The sequence below is a fragment of the Streptomyces sp. NPDC101490 genome, from assembly GCF_044767145.1.
Lineage (GTDB): Bacteria > Actinomycetota > Actinomycetes > Streptomycetales > Streptomycetaceae > Streptomyces.
The window spans coordinates 193,653-216,606 of sequence record NZ_JBIWNI010000010.1 but is presented as its reverse complement, the minus strand read 5'-3'; the positions used below and the strand labels follow the sequence as shown (position 1 = coordinate 216,606).

The following is a 22,954-nucleotide window of genomic DNA, read 5'->3' as shown; positions in this document are numbered from 1 at the left end:
CCCGCGTACTGGATGTACGTGGGTCTGGGGCCGGTGCGGCGAGAGTGCGTGCATGGCGTCGCGCGGCAGGCGGGAATTGTCAGACAGGCCCTAGGCCCGGATGAAAACGGCTGGTCGTTCCCCCATGAGTGGGAGATGCTGCCTGAATGATCGACCGTGAATTCGCCATCCGCCTGGTGGAGGCGCAGCTGGAGCGCGAGTCTCCGGGGCAGCTGTTGGTGGCCCATGTCAGAGAGCACGAACTGGCGTGGATCGTCTCTTACCAGTCCGCAGAGTATCTGCGGACAAGCAACCCTTCCGATCTGCTGGTGGGTAACGGCCCGTTTCTCGTCGATCGCGTGGATGGCGGGCTGCACTCGATCGGGGTGGTGTCAGCGGTAACCGGAGCGTGGGAAACGGACTATCGGACCCGCATCCGGGGGATGGCGACACGAACGGCAGTCGACGAGCTGCACGACGAGATACGCCAGATGACAGCAACTCGCGGTCGAATCCTCGCTATGCACGTGCTGCGGCAGAAGGTTCCGGCGCTTGCTCACGCGGAGGCCATCGAATACGTCGATGCCCTGCGAAGCGGCTCAGTATCGGCTCATCTCGTGGCGATCGCCACCAGGACCCTCGTCCCAGAGCCGGACCCCGTCCTCAGCGTCTGCACCATCCAGCCAGGGCAACACACCAGCTGAGCTCAAACCGCCAGCCGGTAGTCCGGATAGTCGTCCGACATCGCACGGAAGGCAACGTCCGGACGGCGCAACAGGCCGGCGGTCACCCTCGCGGCGACCTGGTCGTCGCGGGTCAACTCCTCTACGACCCGGGTCCTCTGCTCCGGGGTGACCTGGGAGATCACTGAAGGACTGCGCAGGAAGTCCGAGGTCACCGTCGTCGCGACCGCCTCGTCCCGGGCAAGGTCGTGGATACCTTCTCCGCCGACATCACCGGACTGTCAACCCGCCAGCCGACCTTCCGCCTCGCGTCGTCGACCGACCACCGAGCCTTGCCCTCAGGCGGAGTCAAGACCACGGCGAACCGCTCCTCCTCGTCCTCGATACCGCCCAGAACCGGGTGGATCGTGACACCTCCGGTCGCCGCCAGTCCTTGGGCCATTTCGACGCCGCCCACCGGTCGTTCTTCACGACCGAGTACGACAGACCGATGTGCTCGGAGAGCCGAAGCAGCGAGTCCCCGACCGTGAACATCTCCTCGCTCGGCTCCGGCTGCCGAAACGCGCGCATCGGCTCGATCTCCAACGCGTAGTCGCCAGTGGCGAACTGAGCCTGGCCGATGGTCTCCACGAGCTTCCGCAGCTCGGTAACGATCTCGGCGTATCGGCCGAACCGGACACTGTCGATCTTCTCGATTTCCTGGGTCATGGCAATGATCACCACCCGCGGCGGGCCGGGACACAGCCCCTCGACCGTGACAGAACACGGCCCGCTCTCACATTCGAGGCTCGGACCCACCCGGGAAAGATCGCAACGATCGACCACAAGAGCCAGAATCTGACCGAAATTCCGATGCGTTCGCGGAGCGGTCACTGTGACCGTTCGCCGAACGATTCGCTTCGGGAGCGCCAATCGCGCATCAGGCACCGCCGCGAGCAGAACACGGCGTCTGACCGCCGATCCACACCGGCCACCCAGGCCGACGCGTACACGGGACACACCACCCGGCCCGCCCCGCCCAACTCCGACTGCACCCGACGCCGCAACCGGCGCTCCCGCCTCCACGACCTGGCGACGACACGTCGTCGAGCAGAACACCGCGTCCGACCGCGCGCCCGGCCCAAGCCAGTCACCACACACCCCGCACACCCGCCCATTCGGCCGCCCGGATCCCTCGGACACCTCCCCAGCCTAGGACCTCAAGCCCGCCAAAAATCGGGATATGGATCAGGTACTGGACACGGCTCGACGCGCCCGGCATGGCTCGATCCATGGCCGAAACCCTTCATAGCGTGAGGTGGCGAAACCGGCGGGCGTCCTCCCCGCGTGGTTCCGTGCAGTGATCACTGCGGAAGGAACCACTGTGACCGGCACAGCATTCGACCCGTCCCGTCGCACCGCGCTCGCCCTCGGCGCCGGTGCGGCCCTGGCCCTCAGCCTGTCCCTCGGAGGTGGCAGCGCGTACGCCTCGGGCCCCGGGAGCGAGGACCTCACGGCACGGCTGCGGGAGCTGGAGCTGCGGCACTCCGCACGCCTCGGGGTCTACGCCCACGACGTGCGCGGCGGACGCACCCTCGCCTACCGCGCGGGCGAGCGCTTCCCGATGTGCTCCGTCTTCAAGACCCTCGCCGTCGCCGCCGTACTGCGCGACCTCGACCACGACGGCACGTTCCTGGCCCGGCGGATCCACTACACCGAGGCCGACGTGCGGCGGGCGGGCTGGTCCCCGAAGACCGGGCTCGCGGGGAACCTCACGGGCGGCATGACGGTCGCCGAGCTGTGCGACGCCACGCTCCGCTTCAGCGACAACACAGCCGCCAACCTGCTCCTGAGCGAACTGGACGGGCCGACCGCCGTCACCCGCTTCGTCCGGTCGGTCGGGGACCCCACGACCCGCCTCGACCGCTGGGAGCCCGAGCTGAACTCGGCGGAACCCGGCCGCCTCACCGACACCACCACACCCCGCGCCATCGCCCGCACCTACGGTCGTCTGCTCCTCGGCGACGCCCTCCCCCGCCCCGACCGGGAACGGCTCACCACCTGGATGCTCGGAAACACCACGAGCGGCGAACGGCTCCGCAAGGGGCTGCCCGCCGACTGGGCCCTCGCCGACAAGACCGGCGGCGGCTGGTACGGCACCAACAACGACGTCGGCGTCACCTGGCCGCCGGACGGCGGCCCCGTCCTGATCGCCGTGCTCACCACCCGTTCCGAGAGGGACGCTCCGGTGGTGGACCCGCTGGTGGCCGAGGCGGGCGCCCTGGTCGCCGCCGAGCTGCGCTGACGTCCTCCGGGGACCGGGGACCGGGGACGACGGCCGGGACCGGGAACCGAGGGCGACGGCCGGAGAGACCCGGAGAACCACGGCCGGAGAGAGCCGAGGGTGACAGCCGGGGAGACCGGAGGGCGGCGGCCGGGAAACCCTTCGAATAAATGGGTTGAGCGCCGCCCCGGGCCTTTCCTAAGCTGTGGGCACACGCTGAAAGGAGGTGATCCGAGAACATGGTTTCTTTTCGGATTCGTGAGGTGACTGCGGGCTAACGGCCTGCCGTCGCACTCTGTGCACCTCGGCAGGTCCTCTGCCGAAAACCACGCAGTCACCCGACCCGTGGGCCGCCGGCTGATCCGGTCGGCTCCCGTCCGAACTCGAGCGGACGGGACCAAGGCCCACGGGTCGTCCGTGTTTCCCGGACCCCGCTCCGGAGCGGTCGTACGACTCGGACCCGACCGGGGCCGTGTCCCGCCGGTCGGAGGCGCCGACCGCTCAGCCACCCACCAGGCGCGCACACGGCGGAAGTTGGGTGTCGGCACCCATGCCGGACCGCCCCGGAACCTGGGATGGTGGGTCCTCACCTCTGCGGCGCGAAGGAGTCAGCGGCCATGTCCGTCGTACCGCGGCGGCTCACGCGGCGCAGAGCCCCCCTCCCCGCGCCGCCGGAGGGCCACATGGTGGTGTGCGGGGACGACGCCCTCGCCCACCGCATCGCCACCGAACTCGCCGAGGTCTACCGGCAGACCGTCGTCCTGGTCACGCCCACCGGCGGTGGCCCCGACCCGTCCCACCCCGGCGTACGGACCCACCTCCTCGGCGGTGTGCCGCCCGACGAGCCGACCCTGGTCGAAGCGGGGGTACGGCGCGCCCGGGCGCTGGCCCTGCTCCACGAGGACGACGAGGTGAACATGCGGGCCGCGTTCCTCGCCCGCCGCCTCAACCCGCACATCCGTCTGGTCCTGCGCATGTACAACCGCAACCTCGGCCGACTCATGGCCGAACTCCTCGATCAGGCCCGCGACCGGAGCGGCCCGGAACTGCCGCCCCCGGAGGACGGCGACGGCCATGACGCCACCACGATCGTCCTGTCCGACGCGGACACCGCCGCGCCCGCCCTCGCGGCCACCGCCGTCGTCGGCACCCGCAGGATCGTCCAGGCCGACGGGCTGCTGCTGCGCGCCGCCGAGCACGTGCCCACCGGCCCCGGGGACACTCCGGGGCCCGGCCTCGTCACCCTCGCCCTCCTCTCCTCGACGAGCAGCGACCCGGCGGGCGCGGACGGCTCGGACCGCAGCGGAAGGCGGGCACCCCGACTCCTCCCCGACGACACCGAGGTACGGGCCGCCGCCGGGCACGGCACCCTCGTCCTGGAGACCGTCAGCCACGAGCCGGTCCGCCCGCCGCGCCGGGAGAGCCGGGGCGCCTCGCCCCGCGAACTCCTCTCCCCCCGGGTCCGCTGGGCGCTCGCCGGGGTCTGCGCCGCCGTCGTCGCCCTCGCCGTGGCCTCCTGGGCCACCACAGGGGACCACCCGCTGCACGCCGCGTACCTCACGCTGCTCGACCTGTTCGCGATCGGCGATCCCGCCGTCGGGGAGCCGACCGCGCGCCAGGTCCTCCAGCTCCTCGCCGGACTGCTCGGGCTCGTCCTGCTGCCGTTGCTGATCGCCGGGTCCCTGGAGGCGTTCGGCGCGTACCGCAGCGCCGCGGCGCTGCGCCGTCCGCCCCGGCGCCTTGCCGGGCACGTCGTGCTCCTCGGTCTGGGCCGCGTCGGCACCCGGGTCCTGGTCCAGCTCCATGAACTCGGCGTCCCCGTGGTGTGCGTGGAGGACGACCCGGAGGCCCGGGGCGTGGCACACGCCCGGCGGCTGCGGGTCCCCGTCGTGCTGGGCGACGTCACCCAGCCGGGCGTCCTGGAGGCCGCCAAGACCCACCGGGCGCGGGCCCTGCTCGCCCTCACCAGCGCCGACACCACCAACCTGGAAGCGGCCCTGTACGCACGGACCCTCAGCGCCGAACTGCTCGTCGCGCTGCGGCTGTACGACGACGACTTCGCGTCGACCGTCTACCGCACCCTGCGCGCCGCGCACCCCGGGGCGCTCACCCGCAGCCGGAGCGTGTCGACGCTCGCGGCGCCCGCCTTCGCCACCGCGATGATGGGCCGTCGCATCCTCGGGGCGATCGCGGTCGAACGACGGGTGCTGGTCTTCGCCGCGCTCGACGTCGCGGACCACCCGCAGTTCGTGGGCAGGACGGTGGCGGAGGCCTTCCGGCCCGGCGCGTGGCGGGTGCTCGCCCTCGACACGGGCGTCCGGGACGACCCTGCCACGGACGAGGCCCCGGCCGCGCCGGAGCCGTCCCGGCTGCTGTGGGAACTGCACCCGGGTCACGTCCTGCATCCCGAGGACCGTGTCGTCGTCGCGACCACCCGCGCGGGACTCGCGGAACTCCTCGACCGCACGGCCCCACCGCCCCCGCCTGCGACACGACGGGCGGCCCCTCACCGGGACCACCCGGAACCGACCCGCCCGAGCGGAACCTGAGGCGGGGAGCGGAAGGCGGGGACCACCGCCGGTCAGCCGGACCGACCACGGTGCGAGACGACACGGCCGGGCCCGGCGTGGCCCGGCACTCCCCTCCCCCTCGACGTGTCGTCAGTCCCACCAGAACTGCCAGGTGCAGGCGCCCACGAGCCGTTCGGCGTAGGACGCCAGGGCGCAGGGACGGGCTCCCTGCCAGATGTTGTCCGGGCAGAACGCGAAGTGCTCGGCGGCGACGAGGAGGGCGTCCTCCGGCCGTTCCGGGGGTGTGGCGACGCTCAGGTGGAGGGTGTCGAACCCGACGGCGACAACCCGGGCGCCGAAGCGCCGCTCCCAGGTGCGCAGGACGGCGGAGAACTTCGCGGTGTCGTCGTCCTGGTTGACGGGCCCTTCCCATCCGACGACGGTGAGCGCGTCCGCGCCGCAGGCCGCGGGGACGAGGCCGAGCCGGACGTGGGGCCGCAGGGAGGCGAAGAACTCCGCGTACTCGGCGGCCTCCACGTCGGGATCGGGTCCCGGAGGGAGGGCGGGGGCGAGGCCCGGCCACCGCTGTCCGAAGGGGGCGGTGACGGCCGCCCGCCCGTCCGGCGGCAGCGGGTCGTCGTCCTCGTCCACGACGGTGTGATCGCGCCACCACCCCGCGAGGAGTCCGGCCGGGTCGTGCTCCCCGGGCGAGGTCATGCGTCCGGGGGACAGCTCGCCCGAGGCCCAGGGCCGGAACTCGCCGTCACCGGGATTCCGGGAGTCCATCAGGAGCGGCCACAGCCCGGTGCGGGCGTGCTCCGCCCGTGCCCGGGCCCAGAGCCCGGGGGACGCGGGACCGTCACTCAGCCAGAGGACGGGGGCGTCCGGGCCGTCCGGCCCGGCGGGGACGATCCGCCCGGGCGGCAGCGGTGCGTCGAGGAGCGCGTCGATTTCTGAGATCACGCACGGATGCTAGCCAGGAGGTCTGACACCGGGTCCCGAGCCCGTGGGGGCGGACGGACCGCGTCCACCGCGCTCTCCCCGGCCCGCCGGGCACGACGCGGGTCCGGGGGGCGGCTCGGGGCCTCTCAGGGGAGCGGGAACGCCACCGGGCCGAGGGCCGTACCTGTCCGGCTCTCGGCATCCAGCGCTGTACGGGCCTCCCCTACGATGCCTCCCGCCACCGCTCCACGGGCCCGCCGGGCAGGCCCGCACGGCTCCGCGGGGGCGTGAACGGCCGGTACCGCGCTGCCGAGTGGGCCGAACCCGTACACCGGCCCCACCGGAAGACGGGCGGCTAGGGCCCGTCTGACAATTCCCGCCTGCCGCGCGACGCCATGCACGCACTCTCGCCGCACCGGCCCCAGACCCACGTACATCCAGTACGAGGGCCTGGGGCAGGCACGCCGAGAGCACGCACCTGACGCCGCGCGGCCGCCCTGCGGGCGACGCCGCGAATTGTCAGACAGGCCTAGTAAGGCTTCGCGAGGACGTGGGCGGCGCCCGGGATGCCTACCTCCAGGAGGGCGTCCTCCTCCGGGGTGGTCGGCGCGCCCATCTCCTGCTTGAGGATCGCGCGGGACATGGCCTGCACCCACATCGCGCGGGGGCGGCGGCGGGTCTCCCAGGCTTCCAGGGCGGCGGGCACGGAGTCCGTGGCGTCCAGGGACTCGGCGAGGACGAGGGCGTCCTCGACGGCCATGGCCGCGCCTTGCGCGAGGTGCGGGGTGGAGGCGTGGGCGGCGTCGCCCGCGAGGACCACCCGGCCCACGTGCCAGGGCTCCTCGACCGTCACCTGGGAGATGCGGGAGTGGACGACGGCCGACGGGTCGGTGACGGCGGCGAGCGCCTCCGCGACGGGGCCGGAGAACATGGCCAGACGGGCGGCCAGTTGTTCATGGGCCCGCTCCGGGTCCGGGCGGAAGCCGGGCTCCTCGGCGAACACCGCGCCCAGGTACATGAGTTCGTCGGTGATCGGAGTGAGGAGGGCCTTGGCCTCCTGGCCGGCGGTGGCCATCACGACGCCCCGGACGTCGGGCTGCCGGGGCACGGTGACCCGCCAGTTGGCGAAGCCGGTGTACTCGGGGGCGTACCGGTCGCCGTACAGGCGGGTGCGGAGCGGCGAGCCGATGCCGTCGAAGCCGACGACGAGGTCCCAGCGGCCGGTGGACCCGTCGGAGAGGGTCACGGTGACGCCCGTGCCGTCGTCGTCGAGTGCGCTGATCGTGGTGGCGAACCTGATCCGGGCGCCGGCGGTGACGGCGGCGTCGCCGAGGAGCGCGGCGAGGGCGGGCCGGGGGATGCCGTTGCTCGCGGGGACGTCGCCCGCGCGCGGCTGCGGGATGCGGGCGAGGGCGTTGCCCGTGGGGTCCGCGATCGTCAGGACCTCCCACTCGAACCCGGCGTCGAGGCAGGCGTCGAGGACGCCTATCTCCCGCATGACGTGGAGGGCGTTCGTCGGCTGGATGATGCCGACGCCGAGCGCGTCGAGCGCGTCGCGGAGCTCGGCGACCTCGACGGTGTGGCCGCGCCGGGCGAGGGCGGTGGCGAGTGTCAGGCCGCCGATGCCGCCGCCGTGGATCAGGACGCGCAGGGGTGATGCCATCTCGGGTGTCTCCAGGAACGTGACGGGGTGGGGCGGGACGCGGCGGCCCGGGAGCCGGACCGCGGGCCGGTCCGGTGCTCCCGGAAGGGGCTCAGGCCGGGGCCGGGAGCCGCATCAGGTGGTCGACGAGGGCCAGCAGGACGTCCTTGTCGAAGCCGCGCTGCCGGACGTCGCCGACGAGGAGCGGCACGTGCGGGTCGAGGTCGAGCGCGGTCCTGATCTCGGCCGCCGTACGGGAGTTGTGGCCGTCGAAGCAGTTGATGGCGACCACGAAGGGGATCTCGCGGCTCTCGAAGAAGTCGATGGACGCGAAGCTGGTCTCCAGGCGCCGGGTGTCGGCGATGACGACTCCGCCGAGGGCGCCGTTGACCAGGTCGTTCCACATGAACCAGAAGCGTTCCTGGCCGGGGGTGCCGAAGAGGTAGACGACGAGTTCGTCGCTGACCGTGATGCGGCCGAAGTCCAGGGCGACGGTGGTCGTCTCCTTGGCTCCGACGCCGGCCAGGTCGTCCACGCCGATGCTGGCGCGCGTGAGGTACTCCTCGGTGCGCAGCGGCGCGACCTCGCTGACGGCGCCGACCAGGGTCGTCTTGCCGACGCCGAATCCACCGGCGACGAGGATCTTGACGGCGGCAGGGGCCGCCTGGGTGCTGATCATGTGGTTCAGAGTCTCCGGAGTCCGTCACGGACGGCGGCCAGCAGGCCGCCGTCGGCGCCCCCCGCCGCCCGCGCCACAAGGAGTGGCGCCCGAGCGGTCAGCAGGCCCTGGCCGACGAGGTCGGCCAGCAGGATCTTGGTCACCGACACGGGCAGGCCGAGGCCGGCCGCGACCTCGGCGACCGCGGCGGGTCGGCGGCAGAGTTCGAGGATCAGCCGGTGTTCCGGCTGGAGGCGTCCCGGACGCGACGGCCTGCCGCGCTCGTCGAGGGGGTGCTCCACCGCCGTGAGGACCGTGATGAGCGTGAGGTCGTCGCGGTCGGGGGCGGTGCGGCCCCGGGTGATGGTGTAGGGGCGCACCATCGTGTCCGCGCTGTCCTCTTCGGGGTCCTCGTGGTCCCAGCCGGTGTTCACGCGCCCTGCCCGGCCCCGGTGCCGAAGGCGTCGAACTCGGAGCGTACGGGGGTGCCGAGCTTCTGGCCGACCTGCTGCACCAGGTTGTGCATGGCGAGGGACATGACCTCGGCGTCGACCTCCTGGGAGGCGACGACGGCCAGGTGGGTGCCCTGGCCCGCCGAGATGATGAAGAGCCAGAGGTCGGCGAGTTCCACGATCACCTGGTGGACGACGCCGCCGTCGAAGAGCTGGCCGACACCGCGGGCGAGGCTCTGCTGGCCGGTGCAGATCGCGGCGAGGCGTTCGGCGTCGGCGCGGGCGACGGTCCGCGAGTGGCTGACGACCAGGCCGTCGTCGGAGAGGAGGACGGCGTTGCGGGTCTCGGCCACGGAGTCCACCAGGCCGTCGAGCAGCCAGTCCAGGTCCTGGTGGGTTGCGGTTGTGCGTGTCATGACCGTTCTTCTCTCGTGGGGTGGGTGGGTGCGGCGGGTTCGGGCCCGGTGCCGGGCACCGGGTGCTGTCCGGTGTCCTGGTCCGCCTGGGTACGGGTGGCCCGTGACCGGCGCTGGAAGGCGCCGATGGTCGCACTGGCGCGGCGCGGGACGGGCCGGAGCAGCGGGTCGTGCTGCCAGTTCAGCGGTGCGGCCGGGGCCGGGGCGGCGGGGGCCGGGGTGACGCGGAGTTCGTCGACCAGGCTGGCCTGGCGCACCCGGCGGGGCAGTGGCGGGTCGGTGACCGGGCCGGTCGGCGGGACCGGCGGCGGCTGCTCGGCCCACGCGGGTGCGGGCTGCCCGTAGGGGTGGTTCCCGGGGGTGGCGGGGTACGCGGGAGGCGTGGGGGCGGCGGGGTACGCGGGCCGTACTGCGTGCCCGGGGTGCTCCGCGTACGCGGGCGGCACGGGCGGCTGTGTCTGGTCGGGCGCCGCGTGGCGGGGCCGGTGCGGGCTGTTCAGCGCCGTCACGTCGGCGAGGGCCCGTCCCTGGACGCGGGTGGGCAGGGCGCCGTCCGGTCCGGGCTCGGTCCGTCCGGCGTCGTGCCGCGCGGGCAGGAGGGGGGTGATGACGGGGGCGGGGGTGTGCTCGGGCGTCTCCGGGAAGCCGTGCTCGGCCGTGTGGAGGGGCCCTGGCGGGAACGCGAACCCCGACGGGACGGGCGCGGGTCCGGGAACCGGGTCGGGGCCGTGTCCGGGGACGGGCTCGGGGCCGTGTCCGGAGATCAGGTCGAGGTCGGGGCCGTGTCCGGGTACGGCGTCCGGGACGGCCGCGGAGCGGGGGCCGGAGTCGGGCGCGGTCGGCTCGGGCGCGGGCGAGGGGACCGCCACGGGGCCGGAGCCGGGGCCCGGCACGGGGCCGGTGACGACGTGCTCCTGGGGGACGAGCACGACGGCCCGGGTGCCGCCGTACGCCGAGGTCCGGAACTCGACGCGCAGCCCGTACTGGTTGGCGAGGCGGGAGATGACGTGCAGTCCGAGGCGGATGTCGTCGCTGTGGGCGAGCAGGTCCATCCGGGGCGGTCGGAGCATCAGCTCGTTGGCCTCGTCGAGCTGTTCGGGTTCCATGCCCAGGCCCCGGTCCTCGACCTCGATGGCGAGGCCGTGGCTGACCTGCGCGACCCGGATCTCGACGGGGCTCGGCGGGCGGGAGAAGGCGAGGGCGTTCTCGGTGAGTTCGGCGAGGATGTGGGTGACGGGGCCGATCACGCGGGCGGCGAGCCAGGGGCTGCCGTCGAGGTCGAGCACGACGCGCCGGTAGTCCTGCACCTCGCCCTGGGCGGAGCGCAGCACGTCGAGCACCGGGACGGGCTTGCGCCAGCGGCGGTGCGGGGAGCCGCCCGCCAGGACGACGAGGTTCTCCTCGTAGCGGCGCAGGCGTGCGGTGAGGTGGTCGAGGTCGAAGAGGCCGTCGAGGATCTCGGGGTCCTCGTGGCGGCGTTCCAGTTCGTCGAGCTTCTTCAGCTGCTGGCCGATGAGCTGCTGGGTGCGGCGCGCGATGCGCTGGAGGAGGCGTTCGAAGCCCCGGTGCTGGTCGGCCTGGCGGACGGCGGCCTGGATGGCGCTGGTGCGGGCGAGGTTGATGGCCTCGGCGAGGCGGGTCAGCTCGTCGGAGGCGCGGTCGCCGGTGTCCTGTGCGAGGGCCCGTGCCTCAGCCTCGACGTCGATGCGTTCGCCCTGGCCGAGCCGCTCGACGACGTCCGGGAGGGCCTTCTCCAGGGCCTCGGCCTGCTCCTGGAGCCTGCCGATGCGCAGGCGCAGGGTGCGGGTGAGGCGCCAGGTGGTCCAGATCACGACGATGACGGCGAGCAGGCCGACGAGCGTGGTGAGGGCCATGTGGGTGAGCAGCGAGATGACGCTGCTCTTGCCCTCCTCGACGACGTAGGCGGTGCGGTGCTGGAGGAGCTTCTCGACCTCGGGGCTGAGGGCGTCCATGGCGCCGCGCCAGCGCTTCTCCCCGTCGGGGAGGGCGACCGAGCCGTCGGCGGTCGGCGCGGCGGGGCGCAGGACCGCGTTCTCCAGCTCGGTCTTGGTCTTCCAGGCGGGGCTGTCGACGATCGCCCGCCACATGTCCTTCTCGGCGGCGGGGAGGACCGGCAGGACGTGGCTGTCGGACAGGAAGGTCTGTCCGGCGACGGCCTGGCGGAACTCCTTGAGTTCCTCGGGGTTCAGCTTCCGGTCGGGCCAGCCCCGGGTGAGGAGGGCGTCGGACCGGGACACCATCTCCTTGACCCAGAAGAGGTCCACGAGGGGCTGGGAGAGGGCGGTGATGTGGCCGTTGTCGACGCGGCTGAGGGCGGAGAAGAGTTCGAGGTCGACGGCGATCAGGTCGGTGTAGTAGTCGTACACGGCCTTCTGCTGGTCGGCGTCGCCGCCGTCCACGAGGGACCGCTGCACGGGGAGTTGGCCGATGGCCGCGCGCGCGGCGGCGACGGCGTCCCTGACCTCGGTGGGGGCGTCGCTGTCGGCGGCGACGTCGGAGAGTTCCTGGAAGCGTTCGACGGCCTCGTCGGTCCGTACCCGCTGGGTGGTCAGGGCCTCGGCGGCCCCGGGGGTGCGGGCGAGGGTCTCGGCGCTGAGCCGCCGTTCCTCCTGGAGGTTGAAGTACACGACGTTGGACGGCTGACCGGCCTTCTCGGCCAACAGTCCCTGACCCGCCTGCCGTTGGAAGTCGAGGAAGGTCTGGCCGCTGGTGACGCCCCACAGGACGATCAGAGCGATGCCAGGGACGAAGGCGAGGATGAGCAGGGCGGTTCTCAGCGACATGGACGATGTCGTACGGGTCCGCCGTGACGCGCGCGTGCGCAGGGCATACTCCTTGAGGTGGAGCAGTCTGACGACTGCTCGGGTGCTCCGGTGCTGCGGAGTGCGTTCCATGCCGGTCATCTGACATGTACCGATCTCCAACGCGTGCATATTAGTCACGTCCTGGCCACATGTGATCCTCGGGGCCATCACAATTGATCACAAGCCGGTCCATGTCGACATGGGTTCGTGCGGCGGACCCGTACGGACGCCCCGGCTCCGGCCGGGCGGCCACCACGGGAGCCGCATGTCACGCGCGTGGAGAGCGGCTCCCGTGGTGGGCACGGCCCGTGGTGGGCACCGCCGGAGAGCCCGCTTCGGGAGCCGCGCACACGGCCGGTTCTCCCTCCGCCCACGGGCGAGACCGCCCCGGGGCGGTCTCGGTGACGGCCTCACGGCCCCGCGCTCCCCGTCCGTGGACGGTCACCGGCCCTGGACGCCGGGGAACCGCGCCCGGGACCCGGTCCTGCGGTCCGTCCGGGCGCGGCCCCGTATCCGTACACCGTCCGCCGTCTACACCCGGACGGCCCGCAGGGCTCCCTCGGCGCGGAGCGAGGCGAGGGTGGGGTAGCCGTCCACCGCCATGATCAGGTCCGCCTCGGCCAGGAGCGAGCGCAGGACGTGGACGATGCCGTCCGTACCGCCCAGGGCGAGCCCGTAGGCGTACGGGCGGCCCACGCCGACGGCCGTGGCCCCCAGGGCGAGGGCCTTCACGACGTCCGCGCCCGTACGCACCCCGGAGTCGAAGAGCACCGGGAGGCCCTCGGCCGCGGCGACCACCTCCGGCAGGGCGTCCAGGGCGGGCAGCCCGCCGTCGGCCTGGCGCCCGCCGTGGTTGGAGCAGTACACGCCGTCCACCCCGCCGTCCCTGGCGCGCCGGACGTCCTCCGGGTGGCAGATCCCCTTGAGGAGGATCGGCAGGTCCGTGAGTTCGCGGAGCCACGCCAGATCCGCCCAGACCAGGGGATTGCCGAAGAGGCCCACCCATTCCAGGACGGCGGCGCGCGGGTCCTCCTCGGGGGGCTTGGCGAGCCTGGCCCGGAACACGGGGTCGGAGAAGTAGTTGGCCAGCGCGTGACCGCGCAGCTGCGGGAAGTTGGAGGTGGCCAGGTCACGTGGCCGCCACCCCGTGATCCAGGTGTCGAGGGTGACGACGATCCCCCGGAATCCGGCCGCTTCGGCGCGGCGCACCAGGCTCTCCGCGAGGTCGCGGTCGGTGGGCGTGTAGAGCTGGAAGAAGCCGGGGGTGCCACCGGATTCGGCCGCCACCGCCTCCAGCGGATCGACGCTGAGCGTGGAGGCGACCATCGGGACGCCGGTGCGGGCCGCGGCGCGGGCGGTGGCGAGATCACCGTGTCCGTCCTGGGCGCACAGCCCGATCACCCCGACCGGCGCCATGAACAGCGGCGACGGGAGGGTGAGTCCGAAGAGGTCCACCGACAGGTCGCGCTCGGCGGCGCCGACCATCATGCGCGGGACGAGCCCCCACTGGCGGAAGGCCCGGACGTTGGCCTCCTGGGTGGACTCGGCGCCCGCGCCCCCGGCCACGTACGACCACAGCGACGGCGGGAGCGCCGCCGCCGCCCGCTCCTCCAGTCCGGCGAACGTCATCGGCAGGGCGGGCAGGACGCCGAAGAGCCCGTCGAAATAGATCTCGTGCTGGTAGTCGCCGTACTTCTGGGCCATGGGGAGGCTCGTCCTTCCGGTTCGCTCGGCAGCCGCCCGGTCGCCCCGGCGGCGGTGGCCCCCATCGTGCCCGCCCCGCCCGCTCCTGGCCACGGCCCGGCGAGGACCTTCCGGGACCGGTTCAGGAACGCGTCGCCGTCCCGCAGCCCCGGTCCCCGGCGCCGGTCGTCCCCGCCAACGAGCCGCTGCGGTCGTAGGGGTCGACCGTGACACCGTTCACCGGCCCGGCGGCGGGCCGGTCGGAAGCGAACACCGGGACGAAGTAGCCCGTGTGCCGGTCGCAGGCGGTGTTCGTCATGTCCGTCAGGTACGAGACGAGGCTCAGCGTCCCCGGCTCGGTGACGACCTTCGCCGGGTCGTCCCAGCTCATGACGGTCTCACGGCGCACGATGATCCGTACGACCTCGTCGTCGGCGCCGGTCCCCCGGGCGACCGGATAGACATAGGTGACATCGGCGGCGACCCGGAGGGCACCGCGTTCCCCCTCCTCGTACGTGATCCGGCCCCGCGTCCTCACCACGTCGCCGACCAGTTGGGCGGAGGCCGGATCGAGGCGGCTGAAGAGGCGCAGGGGGTCCTTCTCCTTTCCTGGCGTCCGGAGCGAGGTCGCCAGGAACTCCTGGACGTCCCGCTGGTGCGGGTTGACCAGGGCCATCGCCTTCGCGGGGTGCCCGCCGCGCAGCACGCCCGGGTCCAGGTTCGACGCGGCGAGGAAGTCAAGGGAGCGCCGCAGCGCCTTCTCGACCTGTGCCTCGTCCATCCATCCGGTGGCGCGGGCGGCGGGGACCGTGATCCCGGCGGTGCCGTCCGCCCAGCGCTCGGCGGGTGAGCCCCTGAACGGTTCGGCGCGCGTGGGCCGCCCCTCCGGTCCGGCGGGCGGAGCCCCGGTCGGGCGCTCCGACTCCTGGGCGAGCGGCCGCTCCGCCCGCCCGCCGTCGCCGGACGGCCAGACGAGCCCCCAGGGGTCGAACGCCACCACCATGAGGGCCAGGGCGGCGGCGAGCCCGACCACGTACCGGCCCTTGCCCCGTCGCCGCGGCGGCGGGGTGCTCCGCCGGCCGCCCGTGTCCCCGGGCCGGTCATGGAGCCGCCCCGCCGCCTCCCTCGCCCGTGCCGACGGTTCCTCGGGCGCGCCCTCCACCCCGGCGACGGACTCCTTCAGGAACCGGTCCCATTCATCGTCCGGCACCGACGAACCGTCCGTCCCCCCGCTCACGCGCACCCCGAACCTCCCCTGTCGAACATTCATTCGCCCTCGCGGGCGTCAGCATGATCGCACAGCGCACGACGGGCGCCGACCTGCGTTCCCGGTCGGCCCGGCTGAACACGCCCGGAGGGGAGTCTCCGGAGCGAGACCCCCGCCACACCACGGGGGCCTACGCTGTCGACGGGCCGCCACGGCACGCCCACCACCTCCCCGGCGGCCCGACGCGATGCATCGGCCGTATGGGCGTTCGGTTAGGCTGGCCTTGCCTGGCATACGGGCGGGTGTGTTCGGGTTCCGGCGTCGTACGCGGGCACCCGGAGGACGGAACGAGACAGAGGCGGGCGCAGGTGAGAGACAGTGACCGGGTCCGTGCGTGTCGTACGCCCACCCGAGCGGACCAGCCATGCGGGTGACGGGATACGCGGGTTCCGGTACGGCGCCCGGGACGAGGCGCCGTGGATAAGATCGCGCTCACCGCAGGGACCCTGTACGTCATCGTGCTGCTCCGCGCCGGAGGGACCTTCGCCCTCGGGTGGCTCACCGGTGCCGGTGCCCGGCGCAGCAGGTTCGCCGAACGGATCTCCTCGGCGAAGTTCCTGCGCACCGAGCGGGCGATCCAGCGCTGGGGCGCGCCGGTGGTGGCCGTCTCCTTCCTGACCATCGGTTTCCAGACCGTCGCCAACTTCCTCGCGGGCAGCATGAGGATGCCGCTGCCGCGCTATCTCCCCGCCCTGTTCCTGGGCGGAGCCGCCTGGGCGCTGATCTACGCGACCGCCGGGCTCGGCGTGCTCGAAGTAATCGGAAGGCTCTTCGCCGAGCGGACGGCCCTCGGGGTGTCCGCCGTGGCCGTCCTCCTTCTCACGGTGTGCGGGGTGGTCGTGTACCGCAGGAGGAGGGCGGCGGCGCCCTCCGACGGCACCGTTCCCGAGGAGTCCTGAGCCCGACCCGCGAGAGCGGGCGGGACGGACGGCCCTCCTCCGGAGGCTGAGAGTCCCGGCCGCACCGGCCCGCCGGTCGGGGCACACGCGGCCCGCCGCCGACCCCCGCCCTGCCCGCCCGTGCGTCTCGGCCTGTGCGGTCCGGACCGGACCGCTCCGGACCGCTCCGGAGCGTCGCGGGCGGATCGGGCCGGGCATGTGAACCCGCTCCCCGGACGGGGCGCGTTCCGGCGCCCGGTCCGGCGGAGTCCGGGCGGTACGGGGACCGTTTCGTCGGCCGCAGCCGGAAAATCATTCCTGTCGGGGAGTCCGGGGCCCTCAGAATGGCGCGATGGACCATCGCTTCGTAGGCATCCCCGAGTTGACCGGCGTTCCCCGTGTGGCGGTCGTCATCGATGTCATGCGCGCCTTCACCGTGGCCGCCTGGGCCTTCTCCCTTGGTGTGGAGAGGATCGTCCTGGCCTCGACGGAGAGCGAGGCGCTCGCCCTGAAGGAGCGTCACCCGGGGTGGCTGGCCCTCAAGGACGGAGCTCCGGCGGCGGGCTTCGACGCGGTGAACTCACCGGGCTTGCTCAGGTCACGGGATCGGGATTTCGCCGGTCGCACCCTGGTGCAGAAGACGACGGCGGGCACCGTGGGCGCGCTGGCCGTCGCGGACGCGCCGCTGGTCCTGTGCGCGAGTTTCGTGGTGGCGGGGCCGACCGCGCGGTTCCTGCGCGCCCGGGACTCCGGTCCGGTCACGTTCGTCGTCACCGGCGAGGAGGGACGGGCCGACGAGGACCTGGCCTGCGCCGAGTACATCGGCCGGCGCATGGGCGGGGACGATGTCGAGGCGGCCCCGTATCTCCACCGCGCGAGGGCCTCGCGCGCCTCGGCGGACCTCGCCGCCGGGCTGCGGAGCGGATACCACCCGGACGATGTCGACCTCTGCCTGGAGATCGACAGGTTCCCCTTCGCGATGCTGGCCCGCCGGGAGGAGTCCCTGACGGTGATCCGTCCCGTCGCGGTGCTGTGACGTTCCGTCAATGACACTCTGACCCGGCGGCCGGGCCTCCCACGGCCCGGGGCCGCCCCTCCCCCGGCTCCGGCCGCCTCCACGACCTCGACACGGGCGAGCGGCTCGGTCCGGTCCGACTCGGCGCGGCTCGGCTCAGCTCGGCTCGGATCGGTCCGGCTCGGATCGGCTCGGATCGGATCGGCTCCCGTGGCGGTTCCCCGGGGAAGCCGCCGCAGCCGTCGCGGCACCGGGCCGTGCGACCCCCGTCATGAGCGCCGGACGGCCCCTCAAGGGCGGGCGAGGCGTTCCCAGAGGCCGACCAGGTGTGCGTGCAGGACGTCCTCCGCCTCCTCCGTGGTCAGGTGGCCGATGAGTACGTGGCTGGTGAGGCCGTCGGTGAGCGCGAGCAGGGTGCGGGCCTCGCGGCACGGGGCGGGCGGCGCGGCGCCTTCGTCGGCCGGGACGCTGCCGGCGGCCTCCGTGACGAGCCGGACGAGGAGGTCCTGGAGGGCCGCGTAGCTGGTTCGCAGCGGTCCGGCCAGCGTCTCGCTGACGGCCGCCTTGGCCACGAACGCGAGCCAGACGCGTGCTTCGGCGCGGTGCTCCTCGCGGAGCAGGGCGATCTCGGCGGCCATGTGCCCCAGAGTGGTGACCGCCGACTGGGCCGGGCTCCGGGCCAGTCGGGCCCGCGCGCGTTCGGTGACGCGCTCGCCGACGTGGTCGACGGCGAACAGGAGCATCTCCTCCTTGGTGCGGAAGCAGCGCTGAACGGCGCCCACCGAGACCTGCGCGCGGGCGGCGACGTCCCGCATGGTCACCCCCTCCGGCCCCTGTTCGTCGGCGAGGAGACAGACGGCCTCGGCGATCTGGCGGCGTCGGTCCTCGTAGTTCACCTGCTTGGGCACGATCGGCCCCTCTCTTTATTTCGATACGATCGTATCGCTTCCGGGGTATGGTCCCCACGCCAGCACATCGACATGTGGACGGGAGCACAAGGATCATGCGGAACGCTCTGTGGAAGTTGTCGGCCGGCGCCCAGGCGGCGGCTGTCCGAGGCGGAGAGATATCGGCGGTCGAACTGGTCGAGAGCCATCTCGAACGCATCTCCGAGGTCAACCCGCGGGTCAACGCGGTCACCCAGCTGTTGGCCGAGCGCGCCCGTGAGGCCGCTGCGCGGACGGACCGGCGGCGGGCCTCGGGCGAGGAGCTCGGACCTCTGGCGGGCGTGCCGTTCACGGTGAAGGAGTCCACCGCTGTCGAAGGCGTGCCGACCACGTTCGGGGCGGTGCGCTTCCGTGACCTGGTGGCATCGGTGGACGCGCCGCCGGTGGCCCGGCTCCGCGCGGCCGGGGCCATCCCTGTCGGGCACAGCAACATGCCCACCCTGATCCTGGCGGGGATGCACTCCCGCAGCGAACTGTTCGGCGACACCGTCAACCCCTGGGACCCGAGCCGGACGCCCGGGGGCACCAGCGGAGGCGACGGGGTGGCCGTGGCCACCGGCATGGCCGCGCTCGGGCTCGGCAACGACTCCGGTGGCTCGGTACGGATACCGGCCTCGTTCTGCGGCGTGGCGGGGCTGAAGCCGACCGCCGGACGGTTCCCCGCCGACCACCGCGTCTTCGGCCCGGACGACCCCGGACCGGCCTCACAGATCCTGGTCACCGACGGGCCCCTGGCCCGCCGGGTCGCCGATCTGCGACTGGCGTACGAGGCGCTGGCCGGGACCGACCCCCGGGACCCCCGGGCCGTGCCGGTGCCCGTCCACGGCGATCCGCTGCCGGGGCCGATGAAGGTCGCGGTCGTCACCGACCCCGGCGGACACGGAGTCCACCCCACCGTCCGCGAGGCCGTCGCGCACGCGGCCGACGCGCTGCGCGACGCCGGGTACGACGTACGGGAGGTGGCGGACGTGCCTCGGCTGGACGAGGCGCTCGACGCGTACGGCAGGATCACCGCGACCGAGTTCGCCCCGGCCTGGCCGGTGGTGCGGACACTGCTCGGCGAGGGCGGGGACCGCTACATCCGGATGTCGATGGAGAGGACTCCGCCCGCGACCGCCGCGGAGTTCATGAAGCTGATGGGAACCTGGCTGGGCATCCGCCGTTCCTGGGCGGAGTTCCTCGACGAGTACCCGCTGCTGCTGGGACCGGTGTTCACCGAGCCGCCCGTCGAGCCGGGACTGGAGTCACGCGACAGAGCGGGACACGAGCGGGTCGGCACGGCCATGCGCCTGTGCACGGTGAGCAGCTTCGTGGGCGTGCCCGGGGTCGCCGTACCGACCGGTGTGCGCGACGGGCTGCCGTCGGGCGTGCAGATCATCGGGCGCGCGTTCCGGGAGGACCTGTGCCTGGCCGCCGCGCAGGAGGTCGAGGACCGCCTCGGCGTGCTCACACCCATCGACCCGCGCTCCGGAGTCCCGTTCGCCGCGCGGTAGGAGGCGCCACCGCCAGGAAGGCCTGAGGCCGAGGAGATCCGGTCGTCCCGGCGAGCGCGGCCCCCGTCACGGGTCCCGATACGTGGCCGACACAATTTCGCGCGCCCCTGGACGTACGGCCCTGATCCCGTGGACGTGGTCGTCTTCCAGGCTTCGGGGTGTGCGCGGAATCCCGCGTACGCACCGAGGACGAGAGGGGAACGCCGATGGACGCCGGAGGGAAGCGCCGGGGCGCGGCGGGCGGCAGGCGGAGGCTGGTGTGCGGGGCCGCCGCCGCGCTCCTGCTGATCGGCACGGGCGGCTGGGCGGCCTGTGCCCCCGGGCCGGGCGGGGCTCCGGCCGCGACCCTCGCCCCCGGCGCCTCCGGCCAGGCCGTCGCGGACCGGCTCGACCTGCCGTGGCCCGAGGAGGGCCAGGCGAGCGTCATGGTCGAGGGCGTCGGCAGCCTCGGCAGCAGGGGCGGACAGGAGCCCGTACCGATCGCGAGCGTCACCAAGGTGATGACGGCGTACGTGATCCTCCGCGAGCACCCGCTGAAGCCCGGGGAGAACGGGCCTGTGATCGAGGTCGACGACACCGCGGCCCAGGAGTCGTTCACGTTGAGCGAGTCCACCGCCCCCGTCCGCACCGGCCAGCGGCTCTCCCAGCGCAAGCTGCTCGAACTGCTGCTCCTGCCCTCCGGGAACAACATCGCCCGGCTCCTGGCCCGCTGGGACTCCGGCAGCCAGGAGGCCTTCGTCGCGAAGATGAACCGGGAGGCGGCCGCGCTCGGCATGGGCAGGACCCGGTACACGGGTGCCAGCGGCCTCGAGTCCACCACCCGCAGCACCGCCGAGGACCAGCTCAAGCTGGCCCACCGGGCCATGCGGGACCCCGTCCTCCGGGAGGTGGTCGCCCTGCGCCACACCACCGTCCCCGGGGTGCCCGGCACCGTCACCAACACCAATCGGCTCCTGGAGAAGCCCGGGGTGATCGGCCTCAAGACCGGTTCGAGCACTCCGGCGGGCGGCAACCTGCTGTGGGCCGCCGAGGTCGGGTCGGGCACGGCCCGGCGCCTCGTCCTGGGCGCGGTGCTCGGCCAGCGCGCCCGCACCACCCCCGCCGAGGGCCTGCGGGCCGCGATGGAGAGCAGCGGCCGACTCGTCGACGCCGTCCTCCGCGACCTCCCCCCGGCCCTCTCCGGCCTCGGCGACGGGCAGGCGGGGGCATGAGCGCCGCGGCCGACCCGACCGCCGAACGGATCAGGGGGGACATCACAGACGGCACGGGCACCACGGATGCCCCGCACCCTTCCGGAGCCACAGACATCAAAGGCATCTCAAGCATCAAAGGCACCGAAGCCATCAAAAGCACCGCAGACATCGCACATACCTCAGACATCGAAGGCATCGCAGATACCGCAGACAGCAGGGACACCACCGATTCCCAGGGCTCGGCCGGTGCCGGGAGCCGGACGGGCCGCCGCCCGGGAGGGCGTGGCGGAGACGGCCGGACGGCCGCTCGTGCGGAGCGGGACGGTCCCGACCCGCGCGGTCCCTGGCGGCGCGGCCGGGTCGTCGCCGCCGGGGCCGGGGCCGTCGCGTTCTGTCTCGCCGGGCACTCCCTCGTGCCCAACGCCGGTCCCCGGCTCGGCAGTCTCCTGGAGACGTTCCTGCCCTGGCTGGGCGTGGCCGTACCGCTGCTCGCGGTCCTCGCCCTGGTCCGGCGCAGTGCCGTCGCCGGGATCGCCGTGGTGCTCCCGGCCGTCGTGTGGTGCGCCCTGTTCGGCGGGGCCCTGGGCAACCGGGGGGCGCCCGGCGGCGACCTGACGGTGGTGAGCCACAACGTCGGCGCGGCGAACACGGACCCGGCCGGAACCGCCCGCGCCCTGGCGGCCACCGGAGCGCAGGTGATCGCCCTGGAGGAGCTTTCCCCCGCCACGGCGCCGGGGTACGAGCGGGCGCTGGCCGCCGCGTACCCGTACCACTCCGTCCAGGGCACGGTCGGGCTGTGGAGCACGTACCCGCTGAGGGACGCCGAGGCGCTGCCGATCATGCCGTGGACCCGTGCGATGCGGGCCGTCGTCGAGACCCGCGAGGGGCCCCTCGCCGTGTACGCCGTGCATCTCGCGTCCGTCCGTGTCCACCCGGTCGCCGGGTTCACCACGGACCGCCGGAACGAGGCCGCCGGGAACCTGGCGGCCGTCCTCCGGGCCGAGGCGCTGCCCCGCGTCGTCGTGGCCGGTGACCTCAACGGGACGACGGAGGACCGCGCGCTGCGGCCGGTCACGGCGGGACTGCGTTCGGCGCACGAGGAGGCCGGTGACGGCTTCGGCTTCAGCTGGCCCGCGTCCTTCCCGGTCGCGCGGATCGACCAGATCCTCGTGAAGGGCGTCACCCCGGTCTCCGCGCGGACCCTGCCCCGCACCGGCAGCGACCATCTGCCGGTGGCCGCCGCCCTCCGGCTGTGAGGCGGGGGACCCCCCTGACCTGTGATCTCATGGTTGTCCCCCTCCCGCACGATCCGGCCCGATCCGGCCGTGAGACCGACCCCGCCCCACCCCGACCCGACCCCAGGTGACCCGATGCAGCAGCCCCCCGACACCGCGAACGGACAGGACGACGCCCCCGGCGAGGTGCGCGTGCTGCTCGTCGAGGACGACGAGACGATCCGCCGGTCCGTCGGCATGGCCCTGGAGCGCTACGGCTACCGGGTGTCGGCCGCGCCCGACGGGCTGACGGGTCTGGAGATGTTCCGGGACGGGACGCACGACCTGCTGCTCCTCGACGTGATGCTGCCGCACCTCGACGGCATCGGACTGTGCCGGAGGATCCGGGAGACGAGTCAGGCACCCGTCCTGATGATGTCGGCCCGGGGCGACGCGCTCGACGTCGTGGCGGGACTTGAGGCGGGCGCCGACGACTACGTCGTGAAGCCCGTGGACACCGCCGTCCTGGTCGCCCGCATCCGCACCCTGCTGCGCCGGGCCGCCTTCACCGCGCCCGGCGCGGGCCCCGGCGGGGACGACGCGGACGACGGAGTGCTGGTCTTCCGGGACCTGAGCGTCGACACCCGGGGGCTGGAGGTCCGGGTGTCCGGACAGCCCCTGGCGCTCACCCCGACCGAGCTGCGGCTGCTCCTGGAGTTCGTGGCCGCCCCGGGCATCGCCATGGAGCGCCAGACCCTGCTGCGGAACGTGTGGGATTACGGCTGGGACGGGGACATCCGGGTGGTCGACCTCGCGGTGCAGCGGCTGCGCAGGAAGATCGGCGCGGACCACGTCGAGACCGTGCGCGGTTTCGGCTACCGGTTCAGGCGCTGA

General features: G+C 73.4%; 19 protein-coding genes and 1 pseudogene. 9 read left to right on the top strand and 11 right to left on the bottom strand.

Going from position 1 to position 22,954, the window contains the following annotated elements:
• The first annotated feature begins 146 nt into the window (after nt 1-146).
• Complete coding sequence (locus ACIRQY_RS20690; RefSeq protein ID WP_403927715.1) at nt 147-683, top strand: YrhB domain-containing protein; 537 nt, start codon at nt 147-149, stop codon at nt 681-683.
• A 2-nt stretch (nt 684-685) separates the two neighbouring features.
• Here the strand turns inward: ACIRQY_RS20690 and ACIRQY_RS20685 are convergent.
• A pseudogene (locus ACIRQY_RS20685) lies at nt 686-1,104 on the bottom strand (DUF6192 family protein).
• A complete protein-coding gene (locus tag ACIRQY_RS20680) occupies nt 1,011-1,370 on the bottom strand; it encodes a hypothetical protein (RefSeq protein WP_403927712.1) in 360 nt (119 codons plus the stop codon). The pseudogene ACIRQY_RS20685 and the gene ACIRQY_RS20680 overlap by 94 nt, the downstream one beginning before the upstream one ends.
• 655 nt (nt 1,371-2,025) lie before the next feature.
• Here ACIRQY_RS20680 and bla point away from each other — a divergent pair.
• Nucleotides 2,026-2,946 (top strand): class A beta-lactamase, encoded by a 921-nt coding sequence (gene bla / locus ACIRQY_RS20675; RefSeq protein ID WP_403927709.1) that lies wholly within the window; start codon nt 2,026-2,028, stop codon nt 2,944-2,946.
• Nucleotides 2,947-3,542: 596 nt separating this feature from the next.
• On the top strand, nt 3,543-5,474 hold the full coding sequence (locus ACIRQY_RS20670) for an NAD-binding protein (protein ID WP_403927707.1): 1,932 nt from the start codon (nt 3,543-3,545) through the stop codon (nt 5,472-5,474).
• Nucleotides 5,475-5,585: 111 nt separating this feature from the next.
• On the opposite strand, the gene ACIRQY_RS20665 is transcribed toward ACIRQY_RS20670, so the two are convergent.
• The 8 genes from ACIRQY_RS20665 to ACIRQY_RS20630 form a co-directional block, all read right to left on the bottom strand.
• Complete coding sequence (locus ACIRQY_RS20665; protein WP_403927704.1) at nt 5,586-6,398, bottom strand: DUF4253 domain-containing protein; 813 nt, start codon at nt 6,396-6,398, stop codon at nt 5,586-5,588.
• A gap of 508 nt (nt 6,399-6,906) precedes the next feature.
• On the bottom strand, nt 6,907-8,040 hold the full coding sequence (locus tag ACIRQY_RS20660; RefSeq protein WP_403927702.1) for an FAD-dependent monooxygenase: 1,134 nt from the start codon (nt 8,038-8,040) through the stop codon (nt 6,907-6,909).
• 91 nt (nt 8,041-8,131) lie between these two features.
• Entirely contained in the window at nt 8,132-8,698 is a 567-nt protein-coding gene (locus ACIRQY_RS20655) for an ATP/GTP-binding protein (RefSeq protein WP_351784971.1), read from the bottom strand.
• Between the two features lie 5 nt (nt 8,699-8,703).
• Entirely contained in the window at nt 8,704-9,111 is a 408-nt protein-coding gene (locus tag ACIRQY_RS20650; protein WP_401237213.1) for a DUF742 domain-containing protein, read from the bottom strand.
• Nucleotides 9,108-9,545: a roadblock/LC7 domain-containing protein gene (locus tag ACIRQY_RS20645; protein WP_351784973.1), complete on the bottom strand. Its 438-nt coding sequence runs from the start codon at nt 9,543-9,545 to the stop codon at nt 9,108-9,110. The genes ACIRQY_RS20650 and ACIRQY_RS20645 overlap by 4 nt, the downstream gene beginning before the upstream one ends.
• Nucleotides 9,542-12,349: a nitrate- and nitrite sensing domain-containing protein gene (locus tag ACIRQY_RS20640; protein ID WP_403927698.1), complete on the bottom strand. Its 2,808-nt coding sequence runs from the start codon at nt 12,347-12,349 to the stop codon at nt 9,542-9,544. The genes ACIRQY_RS20645 and ACIRQY_RS20640 overlap by 4 nt, the downstream gene beginning before the upstream one ends.
• A 552-nt stretch (nt 12,350-12,901) precedes the next feature.
• Entirely contained in the window at nt 12,902-14,074 is a 1,173-nt protein-coding gene (locus tag ACIRQY_RS20635) for an alpha-hydroxy-acid oxidizing protein (RefSeq protein ID WP_351784977.1), read from the bottom strand.
• 121 nt (nt 14,075-14,195) lie between these two features.
• Nucleotides 14,196-15,323, bottom strand: a complete 1,128-nt coding sequence (locus tag ACIRQY_RS20630) for a hypothetical protein (protein ID WP_403927695.1) — start codon at nt 15,321-15,323, stop codon at nt 14,196-14,198.
• Between the two features lie 413 nt (nt 15,324-15,736).
• Between ACIRQY_RS20630 and ACIRQY_RS20625 the strand changes: the two genes are divergently transcribed.
• Together ACIRQY_RS20625 and ACIRQY_RS20620 are read left to right on the top strand one after the other, a co-directional pair.
• Nucleotides 15,737-16,219 carry a DedA family protein gene (locus ACIRQY_RS20625; RefSeq protein WP_403927692.1) on the top strand — a complete coding sequence of 161 codons (483 nt, stop codon included), beginning with the start codon at nt 15,737-15,739 and terminating at the stop codon, nt 16,217-16,219.
• Nucleotides 16,220-16,550: 331 nt separating this feature from the next.
• Nucleotides 16,551-17,234, top strand: coding sequence for a 2-phosphosulfolactate phosphatase (locus tag ACIRQY_RS20620; RefSeq protein ID WP_403927689.1), 684 nt, complete (start codon nt 16,551-16,553; stop codon nt 17,232-17,234).
• 269 nt (nt 17,235-17,503) lie between these two features.
• Here the strand turns inward: ACIRQY_RS20620 and ACIRQY_RS20615 are convergent, their stop codons facing one another.
• A complete protein-coding gene (locus ACIRQY_RS20615) occupies nt 17,504-18,121 on the bottom strand; it encodes a TetR/AcrR family transcriptional regulator (protein WP_403927686.1) in 618 nt (205 codons plus the stop codon).
• Nucleotides 18,122-18,216: 95 nt separating this feature from the next.
• Here ACIRQY_RS20615 and ACIRQY_RS20610 point away from each other — a divergent pair, with 95 nt between their 5' ends.
• The 4 genes from ACIRQY_RS20610 (at nt 18,217) to cseB (ending at nt 22,954) form a co-directional block, all read left to right on the top strand.
• Nucleotides 18,217-19,653 carry an amidase gene (locus ACIRQY_RS20610; protein ID WP_403927684.1) on the top strand — a complete coding sequence of 479 codons (1,437 nt, stop codon included), beginning with the start codon at nt 18,217-18,219 and terminating at the stop codon, nt 19,651-19,653.
• A gap of 206 nt (nt 19,654-19,859) precedes the next feature.
• Nucleotides 19,860-20,864, top strand: coding sequence for a D-alanyl-D-alanine carboxypeptidase family protein (locus tag ACIRQY_RS20605; RefSeq protein WP_403927682.1), 1,005 nt, complete (start codon nt 19,860-19,862; stop codon nt 20,862-20,864).
• 176 nt (nt 20,865-21,040) lie between these two features.
• Nucleotides 21,041-22,102, top strand: coding sequence for an endonuclease/exonuclease/phosphatase family protein (locus tag ACIRQY_RS20600; RefSeq protein ID WP_403927725.1), 1,062 nt, complete (start codon nt 21,041-21,043; stop codon nt 22,100-22,102).
• Nucleotides 22,103-22,216: 114 nt separating this feature from the next.
• Nucleotides 22,217-22,954: a two-component system response regulator CseB gene (gene cseB / locus ACIRQY_RS20595; RefSeq protein WP_403927679.1), complete on the top strand. Its 738-nt coding sequence runs from the start codon at nt 22,217-22,219 to the stop codon at nt 22,952-22,954.